The organism is Pseudomonas sp. NFACC42-2 (genome assembly GCF_900116055.1).
In the GTDB taxonomy this organism is placed as follows: Bacteria; Pseudomonadota; Gammaproteobacteria; order Pseudomonadales; family Pseudomonadaceae; genus Aquipseudomonas; species Aquipseudomonas marginalis.
On sequence record NZ_FOZO01000003.1, the window covers coordinates 306,969 to 318,069 of the forward strand.

General features: G+C 62.6%; 12 protein-coding genes. 8 read left to right on the forward strand and 4 right to left on the reverse strand.

The window, feature by feature from the left end:
• Positions 1–2 precede the first annotated feature (2 nt).
• Both BM416_RS08685 and BM416_RS08690 read right to left on the reverse strand, forming a co-directional pair.
• Entirely contained in the window at positions 3–971 is a 969-nt protein-coding gene (locus BM416_RS08685) for a cytochrome-c peroxidase (RefSeq protein ID WP_092487396.1), read from the reverse strand.
• Between the two features lie 25 nt (positions 972–996).
• A complete protein-coding gene (locus BM416_RS08690; protein WP_092487398.1) occupies positions 997–2,871 on the reverse strand; it encodes a putative bifunctional diguanylate cyclase/phosphodiesterase in 1,875 nt (624 codons plus the stop codon).
• Between the two features lie 219 nt (positions 2,872–3,090).
• On the opposite strand from BM416_RS08690, the gene BM416_RS08695 reads away from it, so the two are divergent.
• The 3 genes from BM416_RS08695 to BM416_RS08705 are packed head-to-tail and all read left to right on the forward strand — an operon-like array spanning position 3,091 to position 5,365.
• Complete coding sequence (locus BM416_RS08695; protein ID WP_092487401.1) at positions 3,091–4,407, forward strand: response regulator c-di-GMP phosphodiesterase, NosR family; 1,317 nt, start codon at positions 3,091–3,093, stop codon at positions 4,405–4,407.
• Between the two features lie 32 nt (positions 4,408–4,439).
• The gene (locus tag BM416_RS08700; RefSeq protein WP_092487404.1) at positions 4,440–4,853 is read left to right on the forward strand and encodes an NUDIX hydrolase; all 414 of its coding nucleotides are present in this window, start codon (positions 4,440–4,442) and stop codon (positions 4,851–4,853) included.
• A gap of 5 nt (positions 4,854–4,858) precedes the next feature.
• Positions 4,859–5,365, forward strand: a complete 507-nt coding sequence (locus BM416_RS08705) for a GNAT family N-acetyltransferase (RefSeq protein WP_092487407.1) — start codon at positions 4,859–4,861, stop codon at positions 5,363–5,365.
• A 49-nt stretch (positions 5,366–5,414) separates the two neighbouring features.
• Here the strand turns inward: BM416_RS08705 and metR are convergent, their stop codons facing one another.
• Positions 5,415–6,332 (reverse strand): transcriptional regulator MetR, encoded by a 918-nt coding sequence (metR, locus tag BM416_RS08710; RefSeq protein ID WP_027604617.1) that lies wholly within the window; start codon positions 6,330–6,332, stop codon positions 5,415–5,417.
• Between the two features lie 182 nt (positions 6,333–6,514).
• Between metR and BM416_RS08715 the strand changes: the two genes are divergently transcribed.
• The 5 genes from BM416_RS08715 (at position 6,515) to BM416_RS08735 (ending at position 10,068) form a co-directional block, all read left to right on the forward strand.
• The gene (locus tag BM416_RS08715) at positions 6,515–7,534 is read left to right on the forward strand and encodes an alpha/beta fold hydrolase (protein ID WP_065938682.1); all 1,020 of its coding nucleotides are present in this window, start codon (positions 6,515–6,517) and stop codon (positions 7,532–7,534) included.
• Positions 7,535–7,589: 55 nt separating this feature from the next.
• Positions 7,590–8,243, forward strand: a complete 654-nt coding sequence (locus tag BM416_RS08720) for a DsbA family oxidoreductase (RefSeq protein WP_092487410.1) — start codon at positions 7,590–7,592, stop codon at positions 8,241–8,243.
• 126 nt (positions 8,244–8,369) lie between these two features.
• Complete coding sequence (locus tag BM416_RS08725; protein WP_092488048.1) at positions 8,370–9,290, forward strand: arginase family protein; 921 nt, start codon at positions 8,370–8,372, stop codon at positions 9,288–9,290.
• Positions 9,287–9,667: a DMT family transporter gene (locus tag BM416_RS08730; RefSeq protein WP_092487413.1), complete on the forward strand. Its 381-nt coding sequence runs from the start codon at positions 9,287–9,289 to the stop codon at positions 9,665–9,667. Before BM416_RS08725 ends, BM416_RS08730 begins: the two co-directional genes overlap by 4 nt.
• Positions 9,664–10,068 (forward strand): DMT family transporter, encoded by a 405-nt coding sequence (locus tag BM416_RS08735; RefSeq protein WP_065926540.1) that lies wholly within the window; start codon positions 9,664–9,666, stop codon positions 10,066–10,068. Before BM416_RS08730 ends, BM416_RS08735 begins: the two co-directional genes overlap by 4 nt.
• Positions 10,069–10,119: 51 nt before the next feature.
• Here the strand turns inward: BM416_RS08735 and BM416_RS08740 are convergent, their stop codons facing one another.
• Complete coding sequence (locus BM416_RS08740; RefSeq protein WP_092487416.1) at positions 10,120–10,890, reverse strand: MipA/OmpV family protein; 771 nt, start codon at positions 10,888–10,890, stop codon at positions 10,120–10,122.
• Between the last annotated feature and the right edge of the window lie 211 nt (positions 10,891–11,101).

Below are 11,101 nucleotides of genomic sequence, written 5' to 3' on the forward strand. Positions count from 1 at the left end.
GCTCATAAAGGCTTGCCTTTCCATTCGCCGGTCAGGGTCTTGAGAAACTGGATGATCAGGTCTTTATCCTCCTGCGAAGGGTTGCGCCCCAGTTGGAACTTGAACATCACGTCGACCGCTTCTTCCAGGGTCTTGGCCGAGGCATCGTGAAAATACGGGGCCGTGACCGCGACGTTACGCAGGCTGGGGACCTTGAACACGTGCCGGTCTTCCTCATCCTTGGTCAGCAGGTAGCGCCCCAGGTCCGACTCGACGGGGTTGCCGCGCACCTTGAAGTAGTCGCCCATCACGCCGAATTTCTGGAACATGTTGCCGCCGATGTTGATGCCCTGGTGACAGGCGATGCAACCGTAATCCTTGAAGCGCTGGTAGCCGTACTTTTCCTGGATCGTGAGGATGTCCGTGTTGCCCAGCAGGTACTGGTCAAACCGTGAGTTGGGCGTCAGCAGCGTGCGTTCATAGGTGGCCAGGGCGTTTTGCACATTGGCGGCGGTGACGCCATCGGGGTAGGCCTGTTTGAACGCTGCCTGGTAGTCGGGCAGGGCGGTCAGGTTCTGCACCACGGTGTTCCAGTCGCTGCCCATTTCCACCGGGCTGATGACCACTTGCTCGACCTGCGCTTCCAGGGTGTCCACACGGCCATTCCAGAACTGTTTGAAGTTCAGGCTGGCGTTGAAGACCGTCGGCGTATTGATCTCCACGGGCTTGCCGTCGAAACCCAGGGAGAAGGGCCTGGTGTCGGCGCCCCCGGCTTCGAGGTGATGGCAACTGGCGCACGACAGCGTGTTGTTCACTGACAGGCGCGGCTCATTGAACAACTGGCGGCCCAGCTCGACCTTGGCCGCATCCAGGTGCGGCGCCGGCGGCAGGGGCTTGAGCGCTTCGTCCAGCGGCGCGGCCGTCACGGTCGTCCCCAGGCACAGCCCTAACGCGAGGATGGAGCCGAAACGGTAGGTTGAAACATCGCTCAAGCGAGCACTCCTTGCAGGCATAGGGCTATTGGTCGGGCATCAGTGTGGGGCTGCCCACCTGCAGCAACTGGGCGAAATCCTTCGCAGGCACGGCCTTGCTGAACAGAAAGCCCTGGCCTTCTTCACAGTGCTGGGCTCTCAGGAAGTCCAGCTGTTCGACGGTCTCTACCCCTTCGGCGATGATGTTCAGCTCCAGGCTCTTGCCCATGCCGATGATAGCGCTGATCAGCTGCGCGTCCTGGCTATTTTCGTGCAGCCCGCGCACGAATGATTGGTCGATCTTCAGCACATCGATGGGAAAGCGTCGCAGGTAGCTGAGGCTGGAGTAGCCGGTGCCGAAATCATCCAGGGCCAGGCGCACGCCCATGGCCTTGATCCGGTTGAGGATATCGACCGTATCGTCGACATTCTGCATCAGCACGCTTTCGGTGATTTCCAGCTCCAGCTGGTTGGGCGGCAGGCCGGTCTGCTTGAGGATGGCGGCCAGGTTGTCGACAAACTCCCGCTGGCGGAAGTCGATGGCCGAGATGTTCACCGAGATGCGCAGCGGCGCCAGGCCCATGGCGCGCCAGGCCTGTGCCTGTTCGCAGGCGTGGCGCAGCACCCATTGGGTCAAGGGGACGATCAGCCCGCTGTCTTCGGCCACCGGAATGAAATCGGCCGGGTGGACCCAGCCCGAGCGCGGTTGAAACCAGCGGATCAGCGCCTCTGCGCCGAGGATCCGCCCGGTTTTCAGGTCCAGCTTGGGCTGGTAGTGCAGTGCAAACTCATCGTGCTCCAGGGCCTGGCGGATCGCGCTTTCCAGGTTCTGCTGGTGCCGGGCGCGCAGGTTCATGTCTTCGGTGTAGAAACTCAGGTCGTCCGGGCCACGCTCCTTGGTGGTGTGCATGGCGGTTTCGGCGTGCTTGATCAGTTCCACCGCAGTGCTGCTGTCATTCGGGTAGATGCTGATGCCGAGGCTGGCGGTGACGCTCAGGTCGTGCCCCGCGACATGCCGGGTAACGCTGATGGCCTGGAGTACCTTCTGGGCGATGTGCTGGGTTTGCTGGGGGTGCTGGACATCATTGAGCAGGATCACAAACTCGTCCGAACCATAGCGAAACACCGAGTCCGACTCACGCACGGCCGCCACCAGGCTTTGGCTGACCTGCTGGAGCACCTCATCCCCCACCGGATAACCCAGGGCGTTGTTGATGCGCTTGAAGCGGTCGAGGCCGATAAACATCACCGCCAGTTGCGTGTCATGGCGCCGGCCCAGGGCAATGGCCTGGGTCAGGCGGTCGCCCAGCAGCGTGCTGTTGGGCAACTCCGTGAGCGCGTCGTATTGCAGCAGGTGCGAGACTTTCAGCAACTCCTGCACGCGCTCCTCAATCGTGCGTTCGAGCCCGATCACCTTGAGGGCGGCATCCTGGGCGAGCTGCCATTTCCACGTAAGGGCGCTGGCCATCTGGCGGATTTCCAGGTGGTCGAAGGGCTTCTTCAGGATCAGCAACTGGTCGTTGTACTTCAATCGCGCTTCGATCGCTTCAAAGGAATAGTCGGAATAGGCGGTGCACAGGGCTATCTGCAGGTTGGGATCGACGTTCCACAACTGCTCGATGGTTTGCAGGCCGTCCCAGCCAGGCGGCATGCGCATGTCGATGAACGCCATGGCGTAGGGGGTGTTGGTTGCCAGGGCCCGACTCACCAGATCCAAGGCTTCCTGACCCTGGTAGGCGGAATCGAGGATAAACGCCTGGCGAGCAACGGTCGTTGTGCCGAACAGGGTCTGCTCAAGGGTATCCAGGGAGGGCTCGGCGTCGGCATCGGCGCAGAGGATCTTGCGAAAGTCCAGGTGGATGGACGTGGCGTCATCGACGATCAGGATACGACGGTTGGCCCGCCCTGAGTTCGGGATCATAGTGTGCGCCTTATCTGCAAACGGTTCGACGGCATAACCATTCCTTCCTTGGTTCCATGGCTGAGCGGGGCGCAGACCTGCCGTGACAGTGTAGTCGAGGTCCCTTGAATTCGGCGGCCAGTTGGCGTCAAATCAACCCCGCGCCTTAAGCGAGGGAAGACGGCTTGGCACAGGGGTTCAAATCAGCTCAATTCAGTTCAATGTGAAGGCGCAACAGGCATGGATGAACAACTTGCGACGAAACCCACTATTTTGCTGGTCGACGATGAAGAGTCGATCCTCAACAGCTTGCGCCGCCTGTTACGCGGCCAACCCTTCGATGTCGTGCTCGCGGGCGGCGGCGCCGAGGCCCTGGAGATCATGGCGGCCCGGCCCATCGACCTGGTGATGAGCGATGCGCGCATGCCCGGCATGGACGGCGCGCAATTGCTGGCCGAGGTTCATCGCCTTTATCCCGCCACCAGTCGCATCCTGCTCACCGGCTACGCCGACCTGCCGACGATCATCAAGGCGATCAACGAAGGGGCGATCCACCGCTATATCGGCAAACCCTGGAACGACGACGAACTGAAGCTGATCCTGCAGCAGGCCCTGGAATTTCAGCGGCTGGAGCGCCTGGCCCATCAGCAGAACGATCAGCTCAAGCTGTTGAACGCGACCCTGGAAAAGCGCGTGGCAGCACGCACCAGTGAGTTGCAACAGACCGCCGACATGCTCGACCTGGCCTACGACGAGCTCAAGCGCAGCTACGTGACCGGCACCGAAGTGTTTTCGTTGCTGGCCAACCTGCGCCTGCCCAAGAACAAACAGACCAACCGTGCACTGATCGAGCTGGTGCGGGTGTACTGCACCGCCCAGTCCATAGACGAAGCCAGCGCCCGCGACATGGCCATGGCCGCCGCGTTGTACAACATCGGCAAGCTGAGCTGGAGCGACAGCATGTTGATCGAGCCGGCTGACAAGCTGCACAGCACCGATCGCGAGCGCTACCGTGGCTATCCGGCCCAGAGCGAATCGCTGCTGATGACCCTGGAGCCGATGAAGGATGCGGCGCGGATCATCCGTCATCACCAGGAACGCTGGGACGGCAGTGGTTTTCCCGACCACCTCAAGGGCGATGCGATTCCGTTCGGTTCACGCCTGCTGAAACTGGCGGTGGACTTCATCGAGTTGCAGAAAGGCCTGATCCTTGAGCGGCACCTGAACAGCGATGAAGCGCTGTTGTATATCCGCAAGTATGCCGGGCGTCTCTACGATCCGGACCTGGTCGAGGGCTTCATCCTGGCGTGCGCTGCGTTTCTCAGTGACGTGACCCTGGGCGATCCGACCGTCAAGGTGCTCACCACCCGTGAGCTGGAGGACGGCATGGTCCTGGCGCGTAACCTCAACGCCGATAACGGCATGTTGCTGCTTAACGCCGGCAAGGTGCTGAACCTGCCGTTGGTGGACAAGCTGATTGCGTTCGAGGCGATGGAAGGCGCCAAGTACAGCGTGTTCATCAAGGAACCGGACGAGAGCGAAGGGGTGCTCCATTAATTTTCATTGTTTGAGTTCAAGGTTTTCAGTTCATGCCTAGCACTATCCGTATCGCCGCTGCCCTGCTGATCGGCAGCGATGGCCACACCCTGCTGGTGCGCAAGCGCGGCACCCAGGCCTTTATGCAACCCGGTGGCAAGATCGACGCCGGTGAGCAGCCCGCCGAGGCCCTGGCCCGCGAGCTGTACGAAGAGCTGAACCTGCGCATCGAGCCCGGCGACGCGGTCTACCTGGGTCACTTCTCGGCCCCCGCGGCCAACGAACCGGGGTTTACCGTGGACGCTGAATTGTTCCAGGTGCAGATCGATGTTCCGGTAAGTCCGGCCGCTGAAATCGAAGAGGTGCGCTGGATCGACCCGGCCGGTGATGGCGGCCTGGTGCTGGCGCCCTTGACCCGCGACCTGATCCTGCCGTTTTACCGCGCTTCACTGACCACGCCGGCCTGATGCGAATGAGCGTGCGTGCGCTGGGGGCCAACGATGCCGAGGTTTATCGGGCGTTGATGCTGGAAGCTTACGGCGCCTATCCCCAGGCGTTCACTTCCAGTGTGGCCGAGCGTGGGGCGATGCCGTTGAGCTGGTGGGAAAAACGCCTGGAGAGTCCGCTGGATCGTTTGCTCGGCGCGTACGTCGACGGGGAGCTGGCCGGCATCGTTGGCCTGGCCTTCGAGCCTCGGGAGAAGGCGCGGCACAAAGTGACCCTGTTCGGCATGTACGTGACCCGGGCGCACCAGCACAAAGGCCTGGGCCGGCGATTGGTCGAGGCCGCGCTGGATGAGGCACGCCAGCATCCGCGCCTGAAAGTGATCCAACTGACCGTCACCGCCGGCAACGACGCGGCGTTTGCGCTGTACCGACGCTGCGGGTTTATCCAGTACGGCCTGGAACCGTTGGCGGTGCGGGTGGGGGTGGACTACTTCGACAAAATCCACATGTGGCGCGAACTCAACGCTGACTGAGAGCCAATGTGGGAGGTGGCAAGCACCCCACATTTGGAATTGTATTGTTTCAGCGCACCGCGCTCACGCCATCCAGCGTTGAAAACGACGTGTCCTTGGCCGTCAGCAAAAAATCGCGCATATACGGCGCATCCAGCATGTCCGCACGAATCCCCGCATACAGCGTCGCAAACAAGCCTTTCTCGCCCAGGCGCTTGGCCTTCACGTAGCCGCGCGAGCTGTATTCATGCAGCGCCCAATGGGGCATGCCGCACACGCCGCGGCCGCTGGCGACCAGTTGCATCATCATCACCGTCAGTTCCGAGGTGCGCACCTGGGCCGGTTCCACATCGGCCGGTTCCAGGAAGCGGGTGAAGATGTCCAGGCGGTCACGCTCCACCGGGTAGGTGATCAGGGTTTCGCTCAGCAGGTCTTCGGGCACGATGTACGCCTTGTTCGCCAGCGCGTGCTGGTTGGCCACGGCGAGCATGGCTTCGTAAGTGAACAGCGGCACATAGGTGATGCCCGGCAGCTCCAGCGGGTCGGACGTCACCACCAGGTCCAGGTCGCCACGGGCCAGGGCCGGCAGCGGCGCGAACGCAAAGCCCGAGGCCAGGTCCAGCTCGACTTCCGGCCAGGCATCGCGGAACTGGTCGATGGTCGGCATCAGCCACTGGAAACAACTGTGGCACTCGATCGCCATGTGCAGGCGTCCGGCGGTGCCACCGGCCAGGCGCGCGATATCGCGCTCGGCACCACGCAGCAGGGGCAGGGTGGCGTCGGCCAGTTGCAGCAGGCGCAGGCCGGCGCTGGTGAAGCGCACGGGTTTGGTCTTGCGCACGAACAGCGGCATGCCCAGGCGCTCTTCCAGCTCCTTGAACTGGTGGGACAGTGCCGATTGCGTCAGGTGCAGGCGCTCGGCGGCCTCCACCAGGCTGTCGGCCTCGCGCAAGGCGTGCAGGGTCTTGAGGTGACGGATCTCGAGCACGGGCTCTCCATGAAGACAATTTGTGACGAAGCGGGATAGCGTGAGTTTGTCTCATGTTGCAAGCCGTGTCGACCATGACCACCGGGCACTCTTCATCAAACTGTCATGGAAGTGTGGCAGCGCCCTTGAACAAACTTCATCAGACTCGCGCTCTACTGGGGTTCTGCGTTTCGGTGTTTTTCATGCGCGTGTTGCTTTTACTGGCCGCTCTACTGTTCGGCCTGCCGTCTTTTGCGGCGTCTCGATGTGATGTCAATGTCCCGACCCAAACGGTCGACCTGGCCCAGGTGAGCATCGCCTACCAGAGTATCGGCCGTGCGTCCGACCCGGCCTTGCTGCTGGTGATGGGCTTGGGCGGGCAACTGATCCACTGGCCCGACGAAGTCGTCGTTGCCCTGTGCCAGCAGGGTTTCCGGGTGATCCGCTACGACAACCGCGATGTCGGCCTCTCCACCTGGCGCCAGGCGCCGGCGAACGCCAACCTGACCTTTGAAGTGCTGCGCTACAAGCTCGGCCTGCCGGTATCGGCGCCTTACACGCTGACGGACATGGCCGATGACGCCCTGGGCCTGATGGACGCCTTGCAGATCCAGCAGTTCCATGTACTGGGCGCAAGCATGGGCGGTATGATCGCCCAGCACCTGGCGGCGATGGCGCCCCAGCGCGTGGAAAGCCTGACCCTGGTCATGACCAGCTCCGGCGCCGAAGGCTTGCCGGCCCCGAATGCGGCGCTGGTGCAGTTGTTGTCGCGACGCAGTGCGCCGAATCGTGAAGTGGCGCTGGAGCAGCAGGCCGATTTGCTCGCGGCGCTGGGCAGCCCGACGGTGAAGGACGATCGCCAGGTGTTGCTGCACCAGGCGGCGCTGTCCTATGACCGCGCCTTCAACCCGGACGGCGTGAAGCGCCAGATCATGGCGATCCTCGCCGAACCCAGCCGTGTGCCGCTGCTCAACCAGCTGCGCGTGCCGACACTGGTGGTCCACGGCACCGCCGACCCTTTGCTGCCGGTGATGCACGGCGTGCACCTGGCGGCGCATATCCAGGGCAGCCAGTTGAAGTTGATTCCCGGCATGGCCCATCGTTTCCAGGAAGCGTTCAAGGCGCCGCTGCTGACGGCGGTGCTGCCGTACCTGCAGGCGCATCGTGAAGATGCCGCCCATTGGGCGCAGATCGATCCGGTCGGGCCTTCGAAGCTGCTGTGACATTGGTGTATCGTGCACCCTTTACGGCGTATTGAAGCCTGCGAGGTTGCCTGTCATGAGTACTCCCCTGAAAATCGATTTCGTCAGCGACGTGTCCTGCCCCTGGTGCATCATCGGCCTGCGCGGCCTGACCGAAGCCCTCGACCAGCTTGGCACCGAGGTGCAGGCCGAGATCCATTTCCAGCCGTTCGAACTGAACCCGAACATGCCCGCCGAAGGGCAAAATATCGTCGAACATATCACCGAGAAATACGGCTCCAGCGCCGAAGAATCCCAGGCCAATCGTGCGCGTATCCGCGACATGGGCGCCGAGCTGGGCTTTGCCTTCCGCACCGACGGCCAGAGCCGTATCTACAACACCTTCGACGCACACCGCCTGCTGCATTGGGCCGGGCTCGAGGGCTTGCAGTACAACCTCAAGGAGGCGTTGTTCAAGGCCTACTTCAGCGATGGCCAGGACCCTTCCGATCACGCCACCCTGGCGATCATCGCCGAAAGCGTCGGCCTGGATATCCAGCGCGCCGCCGAGATTCTCGCCAGCGATGAATACGCCGCCGAAGTCCGCGAGCAAGAGCAGTTGTGGATATCCCGTGGGGTGACGTCGGTGCCGACCATCGTGTTCAACGACCAGTACGCCGTCAGCGGTGGCCAGCCGGCGGAAGCCTTTGTGGGCGCGATTCGCCAGATCATCAGCGAAGCTAAAAACTAAAATCGGACACTGATCCAAATGTGGGAGGGGGCTTGCCCCCTCCCACATTTGTTTCTCACTGTCCTTGAGGTAAGCGCTGGCCCGCCCCTTGCATCGCCCCCCTAAAGCCATAGGGGAAACATGACCTTGAACATTCTCGACCTCGACCACAGCCTCACCGGTCAGGCACCGATTGCCCGGCGTCTGGCCAATGGCCGTGCCACGCGTATCGACCTGCTGGACCTGGGCCCGAAGCTGCGCCTGTGGTCCACCGAAAAAACCTGGAAGCGCTTCGCCGAACGCCTGGCCCGGCGGCCTCGGCCCACGGACGCGCGCCCGGAGATCCTGTTCGTCGGCTCCGGCGATTATCACCACCTGACGCCGGCGTTTCTGGCCGACCTGAAAGAACCCATCAGCCTGATCCACTTCGACAACCACCCAGACTGGGTGCGCTTTGCGCCCAAGCGTCACTGTGGCTCGTGGGTCAACCGCGCATTGAACATGCCGGCGATCAAACGCATCGTCACCCTCGGCCCATGCAGCGATGACCTGCATAACCCGCAACTGCGTGGCGGCAACCTCGGAGCCCTCAAGCGCGGGCGCCTGCAACTGTTCCCCTGGCAGCACCCGCCGTCAAAAGTCTGGGGCCGGGTCGGCGATGGCGCCGGCCACCAGCAGCAGGAAAACCACCTGCACTGGCGCAACCTGGCGGAGCTGGACTGGGCTGCGTTTCTCGAGCAGATGATCGGCAGCCTGCCCACCGAAGCGATCTGGATCACCATCGACAAAGACGTGCTCGCCAGTGAAGACGCCGCCACCAACTGGGACCAGGGCGGCATGCGCCTGACCCACCTGCTGCAAGCCCTGCGGGCGTTGGCGGCGCGTAAGCGCATCATCGGCATCGACGTGTGCGGCGAGTTCGCCACGCCGGCGTTCAGCAACGCGTTCAAGCGTTGGGAAGCCAAGTCCGACCAGCCGCCCGCGGAGCGCTGGAGCCCGGAGGATCTGCAGCGCAACGCCGCCACCAATGAAGCCCTGATCGACCTGTTTGAGGAGCTGTTCCCGTGACCTTGACTGTGGTGTTGCTGGTGGCCTTTTCCATCGTGCTCGATGTGATCGGTCAACTGTGTTTCAAGCTCGGCCTGGACCGCTTGCCGGAGCTGGAGGGCGGCTTTCGCCTGAAGGCGTTCTGGGGCCAGGTGTTCAATGCGCCGTTGCTGTGGGCGGGGATCGGTGCCTATGTAATCGAGTTTTTCGTGTGGCTCGAAGCGCTGTCTCGTGCGCCGTTGAGCCTGTTATTCCCGGCGGCGGCCCTGGCTTATTGCGGGGTGGTGCTGGCCGGCAAGGTGATACTCGGCGAAACCGTCAGCCGCCGTCGTTGGCTGGGCACGCTGGTGATTACCTTGGGTGTGATGCTGGTAGCGATTGCTGGGAGTCAGGCATGAGTACGCAAACGATGCATACCGGTTGGTTGCATGGGCGCCTCGGCACTGTGGTGCTATGGGCCTTGCTGATCTGCACCGAGAGTGCCGGGCAGCTGTTTACCAAAGTTGCAGGGGACCAGCTGGGGCAGATGGATTTCAACTGGCAGTGGTTGTCCGAGGTGGCACGCAACCCGGGGATCCTGGCGGCGATCGCCAGTTACATCGGCGCGTTTTTCGTGTGGATGCTGATCCTGCGGCGCAGCAGCCTGTCCCTGGCGTTTCCCCTGAGTTCACTGGTGTTTGTGGTGGTGTTGCTCGGTTCGTGGCTGGGGCTGGGGGAACATATCAGCCCGCTGCATTGGGTGGGGGTGGCGGTGATTATCGGCGGAATCGCGCTGCTGGCCGAGGGCGAGGAAAACTGAAACACGGACCCATGTGGGAGGGGGCTTGCTCCCACATATTGTCCGAAGTGATCAATCGAACGTGTAGCTGATCGCCGTCTGCACCTGGCCCTGGTTCACGTCGCCCGTCTCCTTGACGATGCTGCTGTTGGCCGCCGAGCCCACCAGGTGGATCCAGCTGGCGCTGGTCAGCAGCGACCAGTGGGAGGCCAGGGGGAATTCGAAGCTCTGGGTCAGCGTGAGGTTCTGGAATCCGCCGCTGGCGTTGTAGGGGCGAATGCCGGAGGCCACGGATTCATTGGCGTCTACCCCGAAATAGGTTTGAGTCTGGCGCGCATCGGCGAAATTCGCCGCCAGGCCGCTGCTGCCGATAATCCCGCCACCGAGTGGATAGCCCAGCTCGCCGCCGACCTTGCCCAGCGCGCCGCTCTGCGAATGCCCGCCGCCCACGGCCTGGCCCATCCGGGCGTACACGCGCCAGAAGTCGGCCGGCGCGTATTGGATGAAACCGCCCACTTCCGCCATGTCCGACACATTGCGCAGGCCTTGCAGCTCGCCGTTGGAGGTACGCCCCTGCAGGTAGTTGATATAGGGGCCGGCGGTAAAACCGTTGCTGTTCAGGGCGCTCCAGGTCAGGCCGTCATCGGTGCTCAGGCTGACAGGGCCCCAGTCCAGGTCCAGGTAGGGCACGGGGCGGGTTTCGTAGCGGCTGCCGGTCGGATCATGGGGTTGATAACTGAGGCCCGCGCCGACTTCACCGGTGATCGGGGCTGCCAGGGCGGTGTCGGCAATGCCCCACAGCCCGAGTAAACCGGCGAATGCAGCAGCAGTGAGTTTGAGCATGGAGCGGTTTCCTTATCTGGGCATGCGCGCATGAACGCGCGAAGGGCATCCCTTGCGCAAGCACTCATCTTGTTTGTAGCAAGCTACAAAAATTGTAGCTGCCGTGACTCCTGTCCCCGCGTGCACCCAGCCCGGCTGGGCTTCAGCCAGTTGGCACACTCCCTGCTCTACCCCTTGGGCAAGCGCACACAGCGCGCTCCTCAAGGTAAAC

Bases quoted from the DNA above. Each gene is read 5' to 3' on its own strand.
- BM416_RS08690 (WP_092487398.1), bottom strand. From the start codon at position 2,871: ATGATCCCGAACTCAGGGCGGGCCAACCGTCGTATCCTGATCGTCGAT.
- BM416_RS08695 (WP_092487401.1), top strand. From the start codon at position 3,091: ATGGATGAACAACTTGCGACGAAACCCACTATTTTGCTGGTCGACGAT.
- BM416_RS08700 (WP_092487404.1), top strand. From the start codon at position 4,440: ATGCCTAGCACTATCCGTATCGCCGCTGCCCTGCTGATCGGCAGCGAT.
- BM416_RS08705 (WP_092487407.1), top strand. From the start codon at position 4,859: ATGAGCGTGCGTGCGCTGGGGGCCAACGATGCCGAGGTTTATCGGGCG.
- BM416_RS08715 (WP_065938682.1), top strand. From the start codon at position 6,515: ATGCGCGTGTTGCTTTTACTGGCCGCTCTACTGTTCGGCCTGCCGTCT.
- BM416_RS08720 (WP_092487410.1), top strand. From the start codon at position 7,590: ATGAGTACTCCCCTGAAAATCGATTTCGTCAGCGACGTGTCCTGCCCC.
- BM416_RS08735 (WP_065926540.1), top strand. From the start codon at position 9,664: ATGAGTACGCAAACGATGCATACCGGTTGGTTGCATGGGCGCCTCGGC.
- BM416_RS08740 (WP_092487416.1), bottom strand. From the start codon at position 10,890: ATGCTCAAACTCACTGCTGCTGCATTCGCCGGTTTACTCGGGCTGTGG.